At 43.6% G+C, this 19,824-nt stretch carries 15 protein-coding genes and 1 other RNA gene; 7 read left to right on the top strand and 9 right to left on the bottom strand.

What is annotated here, in order from left to right:
* Window positions 1-136: 136 nt before the first annotated feature.
* The 5 genes from zapA (at window position 137) to serA (ending at window position 3,576) form a co-directional block, all read left to right on the top strand.
* On the top strand, window positions 137-445 hold the full coding sequence (gene zapA, locus QF117_RS07990; protein WP_282388487.1) for a cell division protein ZapA: 309 nt from the start codon (window positions 137-139) through the stop codon (window positions 443-445).
* A 56-nt stretch (window positions 446-501) separates the two neighbouring features.
* Window positions 502-686: non-coding RNA, 6S RNA (ssrS, locus tag QF117_RS07985), on the top strand.
* A 32-nt stretch (window positions 687-718) separates the two neighbouring features.
* The gene (locus QF117_RS07980) at window positions 719-1,309 is read left to right on the top strand and encodes a 5-formyltetrahydrofolate cyclo-ligase (protein ID WP_282388486.1); all 591 of its coding nucleotides are present in this window, start codon (window positions 719-721) and stop codon (window positions 1,307-1,309) included.
* Window positions 1,310-1,430: 121 nt separating this feature from the next.
* On the top strand, window positions 1,431-2,087 hold the full coding sequence (gene rpiA / locus QF117_RS07975) for a ribose-5-phosphate isomerase RpiA (protein WP_017036559.1): 657 nt from the start codon (window positions 1,431-1,433) through the stop codon (window positions 2,085-2,087).
* A gap of 259 nt (window positions 2,088-2,346) precedes the next feature.
* Window positions 2,347-3,576 carry a phosphoglycerate dehydrogenase gene (gene serA / locus QF117_RS07970; protein WP_282388485.1) on the top strand — a complete coding sequence of 410 codons (1,230 nt, stop codon included), beginning with the start codon at window positions 2,347-2,349 and terminating at the stop codon, window positions 3,574-3,576.
* A gap of 105 nt (window positions 3,577-3,681) precedes the next feature.
* Here serA and ilvN read toward each other — a convergent pair whose 3' ends face one another.
* The 9 genes from ilvN to QF117_RS07925 form a co-directional block, all read right to left on the bottom strand.
* Complete coding sequence (ilvN, locus tag QF117_RS07965) at window positions 3,682-4,176, bottom strand: acetolactate synthase small subunit (RefSeq protein WP_026026635.1); 495 nt, start codon at window positions 4,174-4,176, stop codon at window positions 3,682-3,684.
* A 1-nt stretch (window position 4,177) separates the two neighbouring features.
* On the bottom strand, window positions 4,178-5,899 hold the full coding sequence (locus tag QF117_RS07960) for an acetolactate synthase 3 large subunit (protein WP_017036556.1): 1,722 nt from the start codon (window positions 5,897-5,899) through the stop codon (window positions 4,178-4,180).
* A gap of 423 nt (window positions 5,900-6,322) precedes the next feature.
* A complete protein-coding gene (locus tag QF117_RS07955; protein WP_282388484.1) occupies window positions 6,323-8,131 on the bottom strand; it encodes a long-chain fatty acid--CoA ligase in 1,809 nt (602 codons plus the stop codon).
* Between the two features lie 163 nt (window positions 8,132-8,294).
* The gene (gene leuO / locus QF117_RS07950; RefSeq protein WP_282388483.1) at window positions 8,295-9,254 is read right to left on the bottom strand and encodes a transcriptional regulator LeuO; all 960 of its coding nucleotides are present in this window, start codon (window positions 9,252-9,254) and stop codon (window positions 8,295-8,297) included.
* Between the two features lie 352 nt (window positions 9,255-9,606).
* Window positions 9,607-10,653: an MJ1255/VC2487 family glycosyltransferase gene (locus tag QF117_RS07945; RefSeq protein WP_282388482.1), complete on the bottom strand. Its 1,047-nt coding sequence runs from the start codon at window positions 10,651-10,653 to the stop codon at window positions 9,607-9,609.
* Between the two features lie 3 nt (window positions 10,654-10,656).
* On the bottom strand, window positions 10,657-11,184 hold the full coding sequence (locus tag QF117_RS07940) for a phosphatase PAP2 family protein (protein WP_282389439.1): 528 nt from the start codon (window positions 11,182-11,184) through the stop codon (window positions 10,657-10,659).
* A gap of 295 nt (window positions 11,185-11,479) precedes the next feature.
* Window positions 11,480-14,587: an efflux RND transporter permease subunit gene (locus tag QF117_RS07935; RefSeq protein WP_282389438.1), complete on the bottom strand. Its 3,108-nt coding sequence runs from the start codon at window positions 14,585-14,587 to the stop codon at window positions 11,480-11,482.
* On the bottom strand, window positions 14,587-15,912 hold the full coding sequence (locus QF117_RS07930) for an HlyD family secretion protein (RefSeq protein ID WP_282388481.1): 1,326 nt from the start codon (window positions 15,910-15,912) through the stop codon (window positions 14,587-14,589). Before QF117_RS07930 ends, QF117_RS07935 begins: the two co-directional genes overlap by 1 nt.
* A 10-nt stretch (window positions 15,913-15,922) precedes the next feature.
* Window positions 15,923-16,567: a TetR/AcrR family transcriptional regulator gene (locus tag QF117_RS07925; RefSeq protein WP_282388480.1), complete on the bottom strand. Its 645-nt coding sequence runs from the start codon at window positions 16,565-16,567 to the stop codon at window positions 15,923-15,925.
* A gap of 431 nt (window positions 16,568-16,998) precedes the next feature.
* Between QF117_RS07925 and leuA the strand changes: the two genes are divergently transcribed.
* Window positions 16,999-18,546, top strand: coding sequence for a 2-isopropylmalate synthase (leuA, locus tag QF117_RS07920; RefSeq protein ID WP_282388479.1), 1,548 nt, complete (start codon window positions 16,999-17,001; stop codon window positions 18,544-18,546).
* Window positions 18,547-18,632: 86 nt separating this feature from the next.
* Window positions 18,633-19,724 carry a 3-isopropylmalate dehydrogenase gene (gene leuB / locus QF117_RS07915; RefSeq protein ID WP_282388478.1) on the top strand — a complete coding sequence of 364 codons (1,092 nt, stop codon included), beginning with the start codon at window positions 18,633-18,635 and terminating at the stop codon, window positions 19,722-19,724.
* Window positions 19,725-19,824 lie beyond the last annotated feature (100 nt).

Genomic DNA, 19,824 nt, shown 5'->3' with positions numbered 1-19,824 from the left:
TTACGGGAAAAGCTTGAATGTTATGAGCGGTTTTTCTATAGTTTCCGACTCGGTGATTGCATTGATTGCCATCATCCTTAATTACGCACCATCCAAAGTTGCAAGTATGACGTTGCAAGAGTAGAGTTGAAGCATAATGAGTAATCAAGCGGTAGACGTTAAAATTTTAGGCAAATTGACTCGAGTGAACTGTCCGCCAGGGCAAGAAGAGTCTTTGCAACACGCTGCTATCGACCTTGATAATCGCCTGAGTGAGCTTGCAGAGCGCACAAAAGTCACCAATGAAGTTCAGCTACTGACCTTTGCAGCCCTTAATATTTGCTATGAGCTGCACAGTAAAAATAAAGACGACCAATCACAGCAAAGTAAACTTACCGAGAGAATGGAACTTCTCTCAGCATCATTAGATGAGGCGTTAAGCAAAGTCACTCAAGAACAGCAATAACCTTGCTGTTACACTTTGCCATACAGATAAACGTTATCGTTTAATCTGTGACCATATTTACCCTGGAGTGTTTGTCAGCAGGATTTAAGTCCCTGAGCCGATAAGCAATACCCTAGGGTTAGTATTCGATGACTATTGAGCAAGCTCGGCTCGTACCGAGAAGCCTACGGCCACCTTTGCTGACCCGCCTTGAACCAAATGGTTCAAGGGCCACAATCCTCAACGGCACTCTGGGGTATCCTATTCGATACCCGCTACACAATAGGCGGAAGCATGACCTTATCTCGACAAGCGATACGATCACAAATCCGAACAGCACGAAACCAACTTCACTCTGACACTCAGCATCGAGCTGGAATCGACCTTATTCATCAATTCTCGACCCTGCCAGAGTGCTCAACAAGTTCTCATGTTGCGCTTTACCTTTCAACGGATGGTGAAATTAATACCACACCACTGATTGAATGGTTATGGGCACAAGGAAAATCCACTTACTTGCCAGTATTGCACCCCTTTTCAAAAGGGCATCTGCTCTTTTTGCATTACACCCCTGCAACGCCTTTAACCCTGAATAAATACCAAATTGTGGAACCTAAACTGAATCAAACCTTAGTCAAACCTGTGGCAGAACTTGACCTTATCTGCACACCTCTGGTTGCCTTTGACTCTACAGGACAACGGCTTGGGATGGGTGGAGGCTATTACGACCGAACACTAGAAACTTGGTTTAAGCACAAACAAGGACCTATGCCTATTGGGCTTGCACACGATTGTCAGCATATAGAGACGCTACCGAGTGAAGTATGGGATGTGCCACTACCAAAAATAGTGACACCAAGCAAAGTATGGCAATGGGAATCTTAGGCTAATACCGTTATAATCGCGCCGCAAAAATCGGTTAATTATTGACATTAACGTTCGCATTAACCAGTCGCATTAACCATTCGTATCCAATACTCATATTAACGACTCGCAGGGGATGAGCATGACTCAAGATGAAATGAAGAAAGCAGCCGGTTGGGCTGCGCTAAAGTTTGTAGAAAAAGGCAGTATTGTCGGCGTAGGTACAGGCTCTACAGTTAATCACTTCATCGATGCTCTTGGTTCGATTAAAGATGACATTAAAGGTGCAGTATCAAGCTCAGAAGCTTCAACAGCGAAGCTTATCGAACTTGGTATTGAAGTCTTTGATTGTAACGATGTAGAAAAACTGGATGTCTACGTGGATGGTGCTGACGAAATCAACGCAAGCCGCGATATGATCAAAGGCGGCGGTGCAGCGTTAACCCGTGAAAAGATTGTTGCCGCCATTTCTGAAAAATTCGTCTGTATTGTCGATGGAACAAAAGCGGTAGATGTACTGGGTACATTCCCACTCCCTGTTGAAGTCATTCCAATGGCACGTGCCCACGTAGCACGCGAACTCACCAAGCTCGGCGGCAACCCTATTTACCGCGAAGGTGTACTCACAGACAATGGCTGTGACATTCTTGATGTACACGGTCTAAGCATTACTGACGCAAAAGCGTTAGAAGAAACCATTAATGCGATCGTGGGTGTTGTGACAAATGGCCTATTTGCTCGTCGTGGTGCTGATGTGGTTATTACCGGTACGCCTGACGGCGCAAAAATTGAAGAATAATCGATAAAAAGAAAGGCACTTTCTGTTATTTGATTACAAACGGTACCCTTGGGTGCCGTTTTTTGTGGTTTCTCGCAATATTATTATGGCTTATTCCGTAATTTTCTTACCCAAAAGCAAAATTATTTGTTACTTTATTGAACAGAAGACGCACAAGGAAACGTTTGTCTTCCAACAAAATCGATGATTTCCCCCTTTTCATTGCTTTTGACCAATGTGCGCCGCGTTTGCCCAACTTTCCATTTTAAGGACGAGAATAATGGCCAAAGTTTCACTGGAAAAAAACAAGATTAAAATTCTACTATTGGAAGGGCTGCATCCTTCTTCAGTAGAGGTTCTTCAAGCCGCTGGCTACAGCAACATCGAATATCATAAAGGCTCTTTGTCGGAAGAGGCTCTACTTGATGCGGTAAAAGATGCACATTTTATCGGTATACGTTCTCGCACGAATTTATCCCAAGAAGTGATTGATGCGGCTGAAAAGCTGGTTGCGATCGGTTGTTTCTGCATTGGTACTAACCAGGTTAATCTAGCGGCAGCGACAAAACGCGGTATTCCAGTCTTTAACGCTCCGTTTTCAAACACTCGAAGTGTGGCTGAATTGGTTCTCGGCCAAATTCTTTTGCTTCTTCGTGGAATTCCAGAAAAGAATGCCCTGGCCCACCGTGGTATTTGGAAAAAGAGCGCAGACAGTTCATACGAAGCTCGTGGCAAGCGTTTAGGTATTATTGGTTATGGCCATATCGGTACTCAGCTCGGTATTATTGCTGAAAACCTGGGTATGCGTGTCTACTTCTATGATATTGAGAATAAGCTTTCACTGGGTAATGCAACTCAAATCAGCACAATGAGCGAGCTACTCAACAAATGTGATGTTATTTCCCTGCACGTGCCTGAAACGGCAGGCACCAAGAACATGATGGGAGCTGAAGAATTTGCACGTATGAAGCCTGGTTCTATCTTTATTAACGCTGCACGTGGCACTGTGGTTGATATTCCTGCGCTGTGTGGGGCTCTAGAATCTGGTCACCTTTCAGGTGGTGCTGTGGATGTGTTCCCGACTGAACCGGCAACAAACGCAGACCCATTTGAATCGCCACTCATGCAGTTTGACAATGTCATCTTAACGCCACACGTAGGTGGTTCGACTCAAGAAGCACAAGAAAACATTGGTGTTGAGGTTGCTGGAAAACTGGCTAAATATTCAGATAACGGCTCAACACTATCGAGTGTTAACTTCCCAGAAGTATCATTGCCTGAGCACGGTGACTGCTCTCGTCTTCTGCATATTCACCAGAACCGCCCAGGTATTCTAACGCAAATAAATACGATCTTTGCAGAAGAAGGCATCAACATCGCCGGTCAGTACCTGCAAACGTCTTCTGATATTGGTTACGTTGTGATCGATGTAGAAACCGCTCGCTCAGAAGAAGCATTAATAAAACTGAAAAGTATTGAAGGCACACTTCGTGCTCGTATTCTTCACTAAGCTCTTCTATCTCGTTCAAAAAACGAGATAGAATTCAAAAAACAGAAAGGCCACTCAATGTGGCCTTTTCCTTTTATTGGGTTTATCAAACAAATACACGTTCGGCTAAACTCTCAAAGCACGCTCACCTCGAGCAATACCCACCACGCCACTTCGAGCCACTTCAATGACATCGGTCACTTCAGAAAGCGCCTTGATGAAGGCATCCAGCTTTTCACTGGTTCCTGTTAACTGGACCGTATATTGAGAAGCGGTAACATCAACGATCTGACCACGGAAAATATCCGCGGTGCGTTTCACTTCAGCGCGAGCAAAACCACTGGCTTTGACCTTTACCATCATCAATTCACGCTCAATATGCTCAAGCTCCGTGACTTCCTGTACCTTTAAGACATCAATCAGCTTATGCAGTTGCTTTTGAATCTGCTCTAATTGCATCTCGGTCGATTCAGTTGTGATGTTAAGACGCGACAGAGTTTCATCATTAGTGGGTGAAACCGTTAACGATTCAATGTTATAGCCACGTTGAGAAAACAAACCAACGACACGAGACAAAGCTCCCGCTTGGTTTTCCATTAATATTGAAAGAATATGTCTCATATTATGTTCTCTCCGTTCTGCTTAGCCACATATTGTCCATACCCTCGCCACGAATTTGCATTGGGTAAACATGCTCTGTTTCATCCACTGTAATATCAACAAACACTAGGCGATCTTTCATATCCAGTGCTTTTTTCATTCCCGACTCTAGCTCATCTGGTGAAGTGATACGTATACCAACATGACCATACGCTTCTGCAATCGCAGCAAAATCAGGCACAGAATCCATGTATGAATTTGAATGGCGACCTTGGTAAACAATATCTTGCCACTGTTTAACCATGCCTAAGAAACGGTTGTTTAGGTTAATGATCTTCACGGGAATATCGTATTGAAGGGCAGTGGAAAGCTCTTGAATATTCATTTGAATGCTGCCATCACCGGTAACAATCACCACTTCTTCGTCTGGTTTCGCAAATTTCACCCCCATGCCAGCCGGTAAACCAAAGCCCATCGTGCCTAAACCGCCAGAGTTAATCCAACGACGCGGCTTGTTAAACGGGTAATAGAGAGCCGCAAACATTTGGTGTTGGCCTACATCAGAAGCAACATACGCATCGCCATTGGTCAATTTATGCAGGGTTTCAATCACTTGTTGAGGCTTAATACGATCGGGCTGTTTCTCATAGGACAGACACTGACGATCTCGCCATACCTGAATCTCACTCCACCAGCGATCGATCGCTTCCGAGTCATTCGTGCCACTCTGCTCTTCTAAGATGGCTAGCATGCTCTCAAGCACTTTTTCAGCAGAGCCAACGATCGGCAGATCCACTTTTACATTCTTAGATATTGATGATGGATCAATATCAATATGCATGATCTTGGCGTTTGGACAGTATTTATCGAGGTTATTGGTGGTTCGATCATCAAAACGAACCCCAATACCAAAAATCAGGTCAGCATTATGCATCGCCATATTCGCTTCATAGAGGCCATGCATACCTAGCATACCTAGAGCGTTCTTGTGAGTCCCCGGGAAAGCACCCAACCCCATCAAAGTGCTGACCACTGGAAGGTTCAACGCTTCTGATAGCTTGAGTAATTGTTGATCAGCTTCTGAAATGATCGCACCGCCGCCCACATACATAACCGGCTTTTTAGCCGCTAATAGTGCTTTAAGTGCTTTTTTAATCTGGCCTTTATGACCCGTTATTGTTGGGTTATAAGAACGTAAGTTGATTGATTTAGGGTACTCATAAGGCAGTTTATTCAGAGGGCTCATCACATCTTTGGGAAGATCGATAACCACAGGGCCAGGTCGTCCTGTTGTCGAAATATAGAAGGCCTTCTTCATTACCTCTGGGATTTCTTCGGTATTTTTCACCAAGAAACTGTGCTTCACAATTGGGCGAGAAACACCAACAATGTCACACTCTTGAAAGGCATCGTTACCAATCAAGTTACGTGGGACGTTACCTGAGATAACAATCATTGGAATGGAATCCATATAGGCAGTAGCAATACCCGTAACCGTATTTGTGGCTCCTGGGCCTGAGCACACCAATACGACACCAGGCTTACCTGTCGCGCGCGTATAGCCATCAGCCATGTGGGTTGCCGCCTGCTCATGGCGTACCAAAACATGTCTAATCTCATCGGATTTTGCATGCAAGGCATCATAAATGTCTAACACCGATCCGCCGGGGTAACCAAAAATCTGCTCGACACCTTCTTCGATCAGAGATTGAACCACCATCTCAGCACCAGATAAATTTTCCATACTCTTTCTCCTTTCCCATCGCTACCTTGATTTGGTCTATCAATTAGCTGGGTTTTGCATAGTCTAGGGCTTATTTGTAGCCTAATTCCAGTTGTCATACATTTTGGCTATGTCTTGACTTGTAATACTCAAGCACAAGAATCTCAACAACTGTAACGTTTTATTAGCAAAGGATCTAATGCGATAAAGATCGAGATAAACGAAATCGTCTATAGAAAACGAAAATTTAGGTTTTAAACACCACGATTAAAAATCAAGTTAGCTTAAAAAACCGAATAGATTAAAATAAAAGCGTATAATTCTTTATTTGTGGTAATAAAAATAGAATAAAAGAAAGAGGAAAGTATAAAAAAACCCCCACCAACAATTTTCACTGCCGCATGGAGGTTTTTTAGACAAGTCAAAAATTATCTCATTAAGAAATTACTTATCTTTCTTAACTTCTGTGTACATTTCTTCAATTTCATCTTGGTACTTATCGCTAATCACTTTTCTACGCAGTTTCTGAGTTGGGGTTAACTCTCCGCTGTTCATAGAAAACGCTTTTGGCAACAACTTGAACTTTTTGACTTGCTCAAATTTCGCTAACTCATCTTGCAGACCACTGACTCGGCTCTCAAACATCTCGACAATTTTATGATGCTTAACCAACTCAATACGATCGTGGTATTTGATGTTCAGCTCTTTGGCATACTCTTCCAGTGTATCAAAACAAGGCACAATTAAAGCAGACACAAATTTACGCGTGTCGGCAATCACTGCAATCTGTTCGATATAATGATCTTTACCTATCGTGCCTTCGATCATTTGCGGTGCAATGTATTTCCCATTAGAGGTTTTCATTAGCTCTTTAATGCGATCAGTAATAAAGACGTTGCCATGCTCATCAATATGGCCCGCATCACCGGTTTTTAAGAAGCCCTGTTCATCGAATGTTTTCTCGGTCTCTTCTGGCATTTTATAGTAGCCACGCATAACCATTGGACCGCGAACTAAAATTTCGTTGTTCTCACCAATTTTAACTTGAGCGCCCGGCATCGACATACCAATGGAGTCTGGGTTGAAACACTGATCATCCCAGCATGAAACCGTCGCTGTGGTTTCTGTCATGCCGTAACCAAGCTTAACGTTGATGCCAATAGCGTGAAAAAATCGTCCTATGGTTTCATCAAGTTTTGCTCCGCCGCACGGCATAAAGCTTATTCGACCACCCAGCAATAAACGCAGTTTTGAAAGCACCAGTTTGTCTGCTAACTGATGGGATTTACTCAACATCAACGAGGGCTCACGGCCTTCCTGATGGCAAAGTGACATCTTAGCACCCATATTTACCGCCCAGGTGAATAACACCTTACGGATAAAGGGCGCTTTGGATACTTTCTCATGGATGGCCGAGAATATCTTCTCGTAGAAACGTGGGACCGCACACATGACGGTTGGCTGAATATCACCTAACGCATCTTTTACTTGCATGGTGTCTTTCAAGTAACAGTTAGTCGCGCCCTTGTATAATACATAGAATGTCCAAGCGCGCTCAAACACGTGTGACAAGGGTAAGAAAGCCAGTGACACATCTTCTTGAGTTAAGCTTAATCGTTCATCATGCCCTTCTAGTTGAGCCGCGATGTTCGCGTAATCGAGCATCACACCTTTAGGCTGACCCGTGGTACCAGAGGTATAAATGAGGGTAAGTAAATCATCTAAGCTGATATCACTGACACGTTGATTGAGTTCAGCTTGGTGAGAATCACGGCCTTTTGCTAGGAAATCATTCCAGCTTACCGCGAAATCAAGTTCACCAACGTTAATATCATCGGACATAGCGACGATGAGTTCTAGCTGTTCGCAGTCATCGAATAAACCAATTGCTGCATCAAACTGTTCTTGTTCACCCACAAACAAAATACGCACATCGGCGTCTTGAATAATATATGAAGCTTGAGCGGCTGTATTGGTCGGGTAGATGGGCACCGATACAGAGCGAATTTGCAGTGCGGCAAAATCCGCTATCGTCCATTGAGGCATGTTGTTGGCAAAGATGCCAACCTTATCTTGAATTCTCAGTCCGTGAGCCAATAAAGCAAGGGATAATGAATCCATTTGCTGACCAAATTGCTTCCAGCTAATTCCGTTCCAGTTGGTATTAACTTTATGTTTAAGCGCGATACGATCGCCGCCTTTTGCAATTTGCTCTCTAATACATTTAATGATGTGAAAATCTAAATTGGCCATGTCTTTTACCTTTGGCTTACACATGTAAGCTATTTGAGCGGACAAGTGTACATTCCAGTTAAAAAAAGGCAACTGACTCACTTCAAAGTTATCAATTATTCGATAATAAAAAACCTTGAACTGACTCAATCAGCTCAAGGTTTTGTTATCAATTTGTATAGAGTTATTTCAATGCAACAACTTCACCACAAATCATCATAAGTTGGTCACGGAACCAAATGTGACCTTTGTCTTTTTCACTTGATTCGTGCCAGCTAAGGAAGCCGCTAATATTGGCGTTCTCAAACGGGAAGTCGATGATTTGAAGCTGCTCTCGGTTCGCCGAATTTTCAACCATCCAACGAGGGGCAATGGTCACTAACTCTGACTGGCCGACAACGTAAAGAACGTTACTTAAGCTCGTACCTTCATAATAAGGTTGGCAATCGAGATCTCGGTACGCTTGCTCAGAGAAACTACGTTGGCCGTGAATTTTCGACAATTTGGCGTGCTTTTCAATCGTTAATTCGTCAGCAGAAACTGTACCTTGAATACGTGCATGAGCTGTCGAGGCAACAACAACCAATTCATCTTGGAATATTTCAGTACTAGAGAAACCCTGCTCGTCGAATCGAGCGTAATCGATAACAAAATCAATCTCTTGGTAACGCATGCGCTCAGCAAGCTTGCGGTCAAACTCGGCATCTAAATGAAGCTTAACGTTCGGTGCTTGCTCATGAACGGTTGACATAATCTTTGGAGCAAAGCGCATATCGCAAGGGCTACAAATCGCGAGTTTAAATAGGCGCGTTGATGTTTCTGGTGAAAACACAGAGCTAGGCAGCTCATTGCGAATAAGTTGAAGCGCTTGACGAATTGGACCAAAAAGTTGACGAGCACGTTGTGTTGGCTGGATGCCTCGGCCTTGGCGCATAAACAACTCATCATTAAACATCACCTTTAAACGCGCGACGGCATTGCTCACCGCGGGTTGAGACATCCCTAAGTTATGTGCCGCTCTGGTAATGTTTTGTTCTTGCATGACGGCATCAAACACAGTGAGGAGATTCAAATCTACCCCGCGTAAAGTACTTTCCATTCGGTAGCTTGCAATTGCACTCATCGCGTCTTTTTTATCTAACATCGGGCACGCCTCTTTGTCTCGTTATCGTCAACATTTATAATTAGTATGAAAAGAAAGATAAGCCTCATCGCTATTATTCATTTCTTAGATACTTCCTAGCTGACAATTACTATCTGCGAATTAATCAATGATTAGCAACTCGATTGACAATTAATCAGTTAATTTTATCTTATATAAATAAAAAACATTGTAAAACATGATGTTAGCTAATACATAAAAAACCATAAAACGGGGGTTTTATGGTTTTTACAGTTGACATTGACCAAGCCTATCAATGAGCACATTAACATACTGTTACATTTGCACGGCGTATCATTGGTCAGATGGAACAATACGCCAGGATTATAATTAGTTATAAATTTGAAACATAACTGGGAAAATCCACTTTCTCCCATAAAGACTGGCACAATAAATCTTGCGTATCCCAGTGTCCTTTATGCACCCATTCCGCTATTGCTTGTGCGACATCGGGATAATTGACTTTTTCGCCGGGCTTTTCATCAAGCCAAACCCGTACCTTAGACGCATCTAAAAACTCCATGCTCGTCGCCAACCCTAAACTATCGAGGGTGGCAACATTGCTTTGCTGCTCGAATTGTCCCGATAATGGCTTTAAGAGCAGCTTTTTACCCAAAGTTAACGCTTCTGAGGGAAGCTCAAAGCCTCCATTCGCGATGACGCCATTACAACCATGCAGATACGATTGAAAACTTTCATGGGACAAAGGCCGCAACTCCACATTCTCAATTGTTTCAACCTTGTTAACCCCAGGGTGAAAACAAACAAACTGATAACTCGAGAAACGAAACAATAAATTACAAATTTCATCGCTATTTTCGAATGGCAAATAGACCAATATGAAGTTCCCTTGTTCACTGGGGCAATGGATTGAATGCACTATAGGGGGAAGAATCGGCTGCTCAAAGTGATACCAATGCAGTCCAATGGCATAATCTGAAGGCGCAAAATGGTGAATCAGTTGTTTATCAAACCAACTCGCTCCTTTAAGTGGCACGCTATAGCGAAAAGCATTTTGGTGGCTAATGCTGATGCAAGTTTTATTCTGCCATTTTGCCGCCCAGGCTGTGATGGGTTCAAAATCATTCAAAATCAAATCATACTTTGACAGGTCTAGTCGTTTGATTTCATCAATAAGCGCCAACACATTATTGTTTTTAACCGTCTTTAAATAACTCACTTGCCCATTTTCAGTCGAAAACGTTAACCCTTTTCGAGTTTGATAAGATCCAAATGCTTCCATCGAAAAGTATGTATTCTTGTCTCTACCTGAAAATAAGTAATCAACATCAAGGCCCCGAGCTTTGAGTGCCGCGCTCATGGCTCTGGCTCTCGCAATATGACCGTTTCCCGTCCCTTGTACGCCGTATAGAATTTTCATCAACTACGCTCCCGCCACAGTAAGAATGAGTTGTGCGCTGCCTACTCCCAGCAATGCACCAACGACAATATCCGTTAAAAAGTGGACGCCAAGTAACACTCGCGACGCGCCAATTAAACATGCCCACGCCAGTGCAAAAGGAACGAGGTCCGGATAATAATGCCCGATGAGTGTGGCGATCAAAAAACCAGCGGCGGTGTGCCCAGAAGGCAAGCTATAGCGATCAGAAGGTGTAATGAAAGCAGCAATGTATGGCACGAGCTCATCTGGCCGCTTTCGTTTGACGCTATTTTTCATTATCCAGTACAACGGCAGTTCAATTGCAAACGCGAAAATGATACTCCAAAAAAACATTTCCCCATTGGCGCCCCCATAGCAATAGGCAATGAGACCGAATATGACGTAGAGATGGCCGTCTCCGCTGTGTGATATTGCTTTGCCGATCCTCGCCACTTGATATGAAAAACGATGATCGAGACAGAAAGCAGAAAAAGCCAAATCAAATTTAGTAACCGATTCAAAACTACGCATCATGATTCCCTTTGTTAATAACTTTTGTTGGTAACCTTTGCGGATAACACTGTGTGTTAAACCAAGCTAAGCAAGTTAAATGACAACTGGGTGACGTTTTATTTTAGATAGGATGAAGATTGCTGTGATTGGCGCACTGTCTGGAGCAGACAGGTTTTGAGAGCCAGATAGGATTCTATTCGTGATAATGTAACAGGCAAAAAACAGGGCATTGAATGAATGCCCTGTCAATACGGTTTTACTCGCTTATCTCTTTATCTCTTTATCTCTTTATCTCTTTATCTCTTTATCTCTTTTAAGCGTCTAATGATTCATGCTTATGCACCAAACCAAAATCCGCTAGCACAGCATAAGACGCCGGAATCATGAATAGCACTAAGAGCGTTGAAGCAAAAATACCAAACACAATCGAAACGACCAAAGGTTGAATAACCTGAGCTTGTAAGCTGGTTTCCGTCAACAAGGGTAATAACCCGGCCGCGGTTGTCATTGATGTTAAAAACACCGCACGAAAGCGCTCTTGACTCGCTTTAACAACAGACTGATGAACAGAGTCTCCTTCATCGACGTGATGGCGAATATACTGCACCAATAAAATAGAGTCATTCACGACTATGCCAGCCAGCGAAACAAACCCCATGAGACTGGGCATACTGAGCGAATATCCTAAGATTAAATGCCCCCAGACAACGCCGATAAAGGCCAAAGGAATCGCTAGCATCACAACGAAAGGCTCTAAATAGCTACGGAATTGGTAACTTAAGATGGCAAAAACGCCAAATAGCCCAAGTAGGAACCCTTTCCCCATCGAAGCCCCTGTCTTCGCTGCATCTTTGGCTTCACCTTCAAAATCAAAGCGCAATCCTTGGTATTTTTCTAATAATTTTGGGGCCATCTCTTGTCTAAATTGAGCCACAATGGCCGATGAACTGGTTTTGTTATTATCAATATCACCAAAGATACTGACCGTTCGTAAGCCATCGATTCGCTGAATCCGAACGTAGTTACGCTGAAAATCGAGGGTTGCGATAGTCGCCAGTGGCACTTGGTTTCCGTCAGCTAAGAAAATGGGAAAATTGGCTAGCTGTTGTAGGTCACCCGCTTCGATTTTATTAAGGCGAACCTCAATGCTGATGTTTTCAACCCCGACTTGAATTTCATCGGCCGTTTGACCAAAGAAGGCCGCACGCAACTGACTCGCTATCATTTGGCCATTCACACCATAAGTCTCAGCACCGGGTCTCAGTTTCACGAGAATCTCTTCTTTACCCATACGCATGTCATCTAACACACCGGATACGCCAGAAAATTGATTCAGATATTGCTGAATATCAATCGACGCCGCTTTAAGTTCGTCAAGATCATCGTGCTTGATTCGAATATCAATGGCTCGTCCACCAGGGCCCATTGTCGGTTGTTTAAAGACCAGAGAGACAGGATCGGCGAGCTCTCCGACATCTTCTCTCCAGGCTGAAATAAAATCGTCAATGAGCGTATTTCGAATCTCAGCACTGAGAAGATCAAGTCGAACGGTGGCTAAGTGGGGGCCAGATTCATTCGCATCCGCATTGACGTTGAATTGAGTCGTGATATTGAGAACCAGCGGCTCACCATTTTCGGCATCCTCGCTCAATTGAGCATTAAGGCGCTCAGCTGAAGCGACAATAGTATCCACCACTCGCTCGGTTTGAGACAACGATGCGCCCGGCGGAAGGATGACTCGAGCCTCTGCGATATCGCCATCTAAATCTGGGAAAGGTTGAAACTTGAGCGCGCCTCCAGCAATGGTTGCGACAGAGATCAGCATCAATGCGACAACGCTTCCCAAAAACGCGTAGCGATATTCGACCACTTTGGTGACGGCACTAACAAGCTGTTTATTACGAAATTGCTCAAATTTTTCTAACAGGGCTTTTTTAAACTTCGCAGGCTCTCGCTCATTCTTCTGATTATGAAGCGAATGAGACAGGTGGTTAGGAAGAATTAGGAAGGCTTCCACCAAACTTAATACCAACACTAAGATCAGTACTTGTGGCACCGCTTTTAACACCGCGCCCATCTCTCCTTCAATAAACAGTAAGCTACCAAAAATACAAATGGTGGTTAAAAAAGAGGAAAGTACCCCAGGAAACACCTTTTTAACACCATTGATAACGGCTTCATCAACGCTTTGACCTTTGTCGAGATGCGATGCCACCGATTCTGCAATCACGATAGCGTCATCCATCATGATCCCGATGGCCATGAGCAGCCCGACTAAAGACATAATATTGATGGATAAACCGAGGTTGGCCATTAAAAACAGCCCGCCTAAAAACGCAACGGGTAGCCCGGCTGCAACCCAAAAGGAGTAGCGAAAGCTGAAAAATAGCCACATGGTCGCAAACACCAAGACGATCCCTTGCCAGCCATTACTGGTCATCATCGTCAGGCGATCCCATAACAGTGATGACAGATCGTTAGTCAACTCGAGTGTCACTCCATCGGGAGCAATCAATTGCTGATGCGCAACAAATTCAGACACTCTATCTTTGATTCTAAGGGCGTCATCTTCCTTGTTCTTACTCACCTTTAACATCGCAGAAGGATGACCATTAAAATAGACTTTTTGCTCATCTAACTCGAACTGATCGGTGATCGTGGCGATATCTTTTAAACGAATTAATGACCCATTAGGCCCAGAACCAACGACGATACTTTCCAGTTCGAGCGGGCTAATGCGTCTTTCATCGAATCGAATCAGAAAGTTCTTATCGGTGGTTTCTACATTACCGCTTGGCAATTTCACATTCTGACGTTTTATTTGATCGGCAATATCCCCTACGCTGATCCCCAACTGCCTAACGGCTTGCAAATCTAGTTCAACACGAAACTGATGATCAGAAAAGCCACTCACCTCAACCAGAGAAACATCGTAATCAAGCTTCAAGGTTCGCTTTAACTTTTCGGCATAGTCTTTTAGTTCCGGCCAAGTGGTATTAGCAGAAATAGCGATATCAACCACAGGCTCGTTCCAATCGAGCTCTTGAACCATTGGTGATTCAATTTCTTCAGGAAAGTCATTGATGGCATTGATCTGAGTTTGCACATCCACCAGCATACGGCCGATGTCGGCTTTACTGCCCAACTTGAGTATTAACCGAGCGGATCCTTCTATCGCTTCACATCGAGTTTCTTCAATGTTAGCGAGTCCATCCACAGCATCCTCCATTCGGACACAAATACTCTCTTCCACTTCTTGGGGGGAAGCACCAGGGTAAACAACTGCGGCCATAATATAAGGGGGCGAAAATTCAGGGAACGTTTCGCGTTTAATGGTCGAGAGACTTGAAATACCCAATATAAGTAATGCCATCATCAATAGATTAGCGGCAGTAGGGTGGCGCGAGAAAAAGCGAATCATCATTCAGATTCCTCGCTCTTTGGGGCTGATTTTTGTTTCAGCTCTTTGAGTTGCATCCCTTCGATTGCAGGTAATAAATCGTTCAAAATCAATCGTTGTCCATGCTCAATATCACCGTCGATGATCACATGGTTGTCGCGACGGTAAAGTACCTCTATGGTTTTGATCACCAAGCGATTGTCATCATCTTTTAGGTAGATACGATTACCGTGCAGTGCTCTTTCTGGAATCACCCAACTTGGGTTAGCTTGCCCTTCTATTGAAGCCTTTACGAACATGCCATTGACTAAAGGAGGAACTGAAGTGGGGGTAAGATCTTTGTAGTTTTGTTGAATTTCCAAAATCACCCCGGCCGTCGCTTGATTATAATCGACCGTTTCACTGACCCTGGCCACCTTAGCAGGCCAGGTGACGTTCAAACTGCCACTATTTAGCTCAATAGTGGCTTTTGGAAAAGCCAAGTCAGCTTGAGGGATGCCTGATTCATTACGGCTAAATTCACCCAATGTTGATGCCAAGGTTTGCAAGTCGTGTATAGAAAGTTGTGCTTCCACTTCCATGACATCGATACCGTGAGCGATGATCATTGTTTGTTGTTGATTCACCACTTGCTGCTGTTCAATATCGACTTCAGCAATGCGTAAGTTTTGCGGTAATACAATGGAAGTTTTCGCTAATAGTCTCTGAGCTTCTTGTACTTTTGCAGCCGCTACCTTCACCGCCGCTTCCGCTACCCTTCTATCATCAGGCATGGTGATCAATTGATGTTCTATATCGAGCACCAGCTTTTGCTGCGATAGGCTACTCTGTTTTTGCTGATCCACATCCGACTGTGATGTTAAGCCTTTTTTACGCAAGTCGAGCTTTCGCTGAAGTTCAGTGTTGGCAATCTTCAAACGATTCTTTTCGATATCTAACGTCTGCTTAAGATTCTTTTCATCTAAATTCAGCTTAGTCAGTGACGTTTTACTCGATTTATAATCGGCTTCCGCCTGTACCAACTTCAATTCATAATCGAGAGGGTCGATTCGTAAGACTTCTGTCCCTGCTGGGATTATCTGTCCTTTTTCAAGGTTTGGATGACGGTACACAACCTTACCCGTGACCTCTGAAATAGCTGACCATTCCACTTTTGGCAGCACTTTACCAAACCCTATAGCCAGTGGCGCCATGGACGTTAATTGAAGCGGTATCGTTTCGACTAAGCGTGCGCGATCTTGTGCGGGTTTAACGGGTAATGATGGCTTCATTTTAATCGCCAGGACCAACACGACAACGCCAATGATGACAGCAGGAATAAACAAAAACTTACGATTTACGGCCATTCTAATGTCCTTATATAACGTCAGGAGTTAGGAACCCCTGAGTCATGAGTTTTATATTGTGCTCAAATAATTGAGACAAGAAATCAGCATTCAGTTCAACACCATGTAAGCGAAGCATGGCAGGAGGCGCAATGAAAGGAAAAACCATTAAACTAATGTAGGAAAACCGACACAGTTTAGCATCCATTTCTGAGCGAATAACCCCGCTAGACAATAGCTTATCAAAGATAATCACTTGCATTGGTTGAGTAATATCTAAAAACACTTTTTCTACTAATTGGCGCTGAGAGTCACTGGCGGGCATGTTCATAACTTGGACGATTAAACGAGGCAGCTTAGGGGTTTTAATCATGGCCTGATAATAGGTTCGCATCAGGTCAATCAGATTTTTATGAGTACTGTCTTTAACCAACTTGCTCATTTGCTGACGCATCGGTGATAAAGCATCACGCAACATTGCTTCAAACAGCCCTTCCTTGTTGCCAAAGTAGTATCGAATCATCGCAATATTCACACCGGCTTTATCCGCTATTTTTCGAGTGGACACTTTGTCGTAAGGCATCAACGTGAATAATTCTTGCGCACTCGCTAAAAGCTTATCTCTCGACTCAGTGTCTTGACGCGGTCGCCCTACTTTTCTCTCGCTATTGCTCATGGTTATCCCACATATTAATCAACCGATTAATTATAGGCAGATAAAATCACAACCGACAGATTAATAATTAATCATAAGTTCATCATTTGATTAATTTATGGATCTTCGCATTTTTAGTGGCTAACTGATCCGATATGAGTAAAAAATCAACTTAATGGTTGACGTTGTAACTGGAGTGCGGTACTAATTTGTTAACTTAATTTTGTGGTTTCTTTAACTCTCTATAGGAAGCAGTTAACAATGACAAAGCATTCTTCTATCCTGCTCAACCTCCTCCTTATCGTGAAACAATCGCGCGGGTAGGTCATGGAAGAAAATTAGCCACACAAGAATTCCAAAAGCCCGCACTGAGATGCGGGTTTTTTTGTAGTTATGGACTGGAAGTAAACGATTAACTGACGCTAAGACGTCTAATCACTAAGGAAGCAAATATGAGTAATCAGGTCATTATATTCGACACCACGTTACGTGATGGTGAGCAAGCGTTGTCAGCAAGTTTGACCGTTAAAGAGAAACTGCAAATTGCTTACGCACTCGAACGCCTTGGTGTGGATGTGATAGAAGCTGGTTTCCCTGTTTCCTCTCCGGGTGATTTTGAATCGGTTCAAACCATCGCTCGTCACATCAAAAATAGCCGCATCTGTGGTCTTTCTAGAGCCGTTGCAAAAGACATCGATGCAGCAGCAGAAGCACTGAAAGTAGCCGAAGCGTTTCGTATTCATACTTTCATTTCAACCTCGACGATTCACGTGCAAGATAAATTACGCCGTAGCTACGATGACGTTGTTGAGATGGGAGTAAAAGCGGTTAAGCATGCTCGTAAATACACCGATGACGTCGAGTTTTCGTGTGAAGATGCAGGGCGCACACCCATTGACGACCTTTGCCGCATGGTAGAAGCTGCGATCAACGCAGGGGCAAACACGATCAACATTCCTGACACCGTAGGGTATACCGTACCCAATGAGTTCGGCGGTATTATTCAAACACTGTTCAACCGCGTACCCAATATTGATAAAGCAATCATATCGGTACACTGTCATGATGACTTAGGTATGTCTGTGGCCAATTCAATTGCAGCTGTCCAATCGGGTGCTCGCCAAGTTGAGGGCACCATTAATGGTATCGGTGAGCGTGCAGGTAATTGCTCATTAGAAGAAATAGCAATGATCATCAAGACTCGCGAGGAGTTGCTCGGTGTTCATACGGGGCTAAAACACGATGAAATCCACCGCACCAGCAAACTGGTGAGTCAGCTGTGTAATATGCCGATACAAGACAATAAAGCGATTGTTGGCGCCAATGCCTTTAGCCATTCATCTGGTATTCACCAAGACGGTATGATTAAAAATAAGAACACTTATGAAATCATGACCCCTGAGTCTATTGGTCTAAAGAACAAGGCATTAAATCTTACCAGTCGAAGTGGCCGTGCGGCAGTAAAGAACCACATGGACTCTATGGGGTATAAAGACGAAGAATACAGTCTAGATGCTTTATATGAAGACTTCTTAAAACTGGCCGATCGCAAAGGCCAAGTCTTTGATTACGATTTGGAAGCATTGGTCCACTTCTCAAACCTTCGTGAAGAAGATGATTTCTTCAAACTGAACTATCTAAGCGTTCAGTCTGGCAGTGTGATGGCCACTACCAGTATTAAGATGCTTTGCGGTGACAAAGAGACATCAGAAGCCGCGGTTGGTAATGGCCCTGTTGATGCTCTTTACCAATGTATCTATCGAGTTACAGGTTATGATATTGTGCTAGATAAATTTGACCTAACCGCGAAAGGCGAAGGGGAAGATGGTTTAGGTCAAGCTGACATCATCGCCAACTACAAAGGCAGGAAGTACCACGGAACCGGTATTTCTACTGATATCGTTGAAGCATCAGGCCAAGCGTTGCTGCACGTAATTAATAGCATCCATAGAGCCGATGAAATCGCTGAAATTAAACAAAATAAAGTCGCGACAGTATAAGCCAAAACAGAATAAATGCGTTCGCGCCTAAATAAAGCTCTTTTGCTAGGCGTGAACCAAAAACATCATATATTTAAAGGATTAACATGACAGACAAAAATTACAAAATAGCAATTTTACCCGGTGATGGCATTGGCCCTGAAGTCATGCAGCAAGCTCATAAAGTACTTGATGCTATCCAGAAGAAGCACGCGATCAGCTTCTCTCGCGAAGAATACGATGTCGGCGGTATTGCGATTGACAATCATGGCTGCCCACTTCCAGAAAGCACGGTCAAAGGCTGTGAAGAATCAGACGCCGTATTATTTGGCTCTGTCGGTGGCCCAAAATGGGAACACCTTCCGCCCAATGATCAACCAGAGCGTGGTGCTCTTCTTCCATTACGCAAACACTTTCAACTATTTTGTAATTTACGTCCTGCGCAAATTCACACGGGTTTAGAAAGCTTTTCTCCTCTTCGTGCTGACATCTCTGAGCGTGGCTTTGATATCGTTGTGGTTCGTGAACTCACGGGTGGTATCTACTTCGGCCAACCAAAGGGACGTGAAGGCGAAGGTGCAAATGAAAAAGCATTTGATACTGAAATCTATCATCGCTTTGAAATTGAACGTATTGCAAAAATTGCCTTTGAATCGGCTCGTCTACGTGGCAAAAAAGTATGCTCAGTCGATAAGGCAAACGTTCTACAAAGTTCTATCCTTTGGCGTGAAGTGGTTGAAGAAATAGCGAAAGAGTATCCAGATGTCGAGCTTTCTCATATCTATATTGATAACGCGACCATGCAACTAATTAAAGACCCATCTCAATTCGACGTGATGCTTTGCTCGAACATTTTCGGTGACATCATTTCTGATGAGTGTGCAATGATTACAGGCTCTATGGGCATGTTGCCATCCGCTAGTCTTAATGAAAGCCAATTTGGTCTGTATGAACCGGCAGGCGGAAGCGCTCCAGATATCGCTGGTAAGAACATTGCGAACCCAGTGGCTCAGATTTTATCAGCAGCGTTAATGCTTCGTTATAGCTTAAACGAAGAAGAAGCCGCTCAAGATATTGAAAGCGCGGTTTCTAAAGCCCTATCAGCAGGGGAACTTACCGCTGATCTTGCGGGCAACAACCCAGCACTGACGACTTCTGAAATGGGCGATAAAATCGCTGAATATATTTTAAATTCATAATAATAATGACGGTCGTCAATTAAGTCCGCTAATGCCCATGACTCGAACCTTTTCTGATTTATGGGCACAATAAAGTGACAACGACGACAAGAAAGGAAGC

Source organism: Vibrio sp. YMD68 (assembly GCF_029958905.1).
GTDB lineage: Bacteria > Pseudomonadota > Gammaproteobacteria > Enterobacterales > Vibrionaceae > Vibrio.
This window is presented reverse-complemented; position numbering and strand designations above follow the sequence as displayed.

Excerpts from the sequence above, each read along its gene's own strand:
- zapA (WP_282388487.1), top strand. The coding sequence starts at position 137 with ATGAGTAATCAAGCGGTAGACGTTAAAATTTTAGGCAAATTGACTCGA.
- QF117_RS07980 (WP_282388486.1), top strand. The coding sequence starts at position 719 with ATGACCTTATCTCGACAAGCGATACGATCACAAATCCGAACAGCACGA.
- rpiA (WP_017036559.1), top strand. The coding sequence starts at position 1,431 with ATGACTCAAGATGAAATGAAGAAAGCAGCCGGTTGGGCTGCGCTAAAG.
- serA (WP_282388485.1), top strand. The coding sequence starts at position 2,347 with ATGGCCAAAGTTTCACTGGAAAAAAACAAGATTAAAATTCTACTATTG.
- ilvN (WP_026026635.1), bottom strand. The coding sequence starts at position 4,176 with ATGAGACATATTCTTTCAATATTAATGGAAAACCAAGCGGGAGCTTTG.
- QF117_RS07960 (WP_017036556.1), bottom strand. The coding sequence starts at position 5,899 with ATGGAAAATTTATCTGGTGCTGAGATGGTGGTTCAATCTCTGATCGAA.
- QF117_RS07955 (WP_282388484.1), bottom strand. The coding sequence starts at position 8,131 with ATGGCCAATTTAGATTTTCACATCATTAAATGTATTAGAGAGCAAATT.
- leuO (WP_282388483.1), bottom strand. The coding sequence starts at position 9,254 with ATGTTAGATAAAAAAGACGCGATGAGTGCAATTGCAAGCTACCGAATG.
- QF117_RS07945 (WP_282388482.1), bottom strand. The coding sequence starts at position 10,653 with ATGAAAATTCTATACGGCGTACAAGGGACGGGAAACGGTCATATTGCG.
- QF117_RS07940 (WP_282389439.1), bottom strand. The coding sequence starts at position 11,184 with ATGCGTAGTTTTGAATCGGTTACTAAATTTGATTTGGCTTTTTCTGCT.
- QF117_RS07935 (WP_282389438.1), bottom strand. The coding sequence starts at position 14,587 with ATGATTCGCTTTTTCTCGCGCCACCCTACTGCCGCTAATCTATTGATG.
- QF117_RS07930 (WP_282388481.1), bottom strand. The coding sequence starts at position 15,912 with ATGGCCGTAAATCGTAAGTTTTTGTTTATTCCTGCTGTCATCATTGGC.
- QF117_RS07925 (WP_282388480.1), bottom strand. The coding sequence starts at position 16,567 with ATGAGCAATAGCGAGAGAAAAGTAGGGCGACCGCGTCAAGACACTGAG.
- leuA (WP_282388479.1), top strand. The coding sequence starts at position 16,999 with ATGAGTAATCAGGTCATTATATTCGACACCACGTTACGTGATGGTGAG.
- leuB (WP_282388478.1), top strand. The coding sequence starts at position 18,633 with ATGACAGACAAAAATTACAAAATAGCAATTTTACCCGGTGATGGCATT.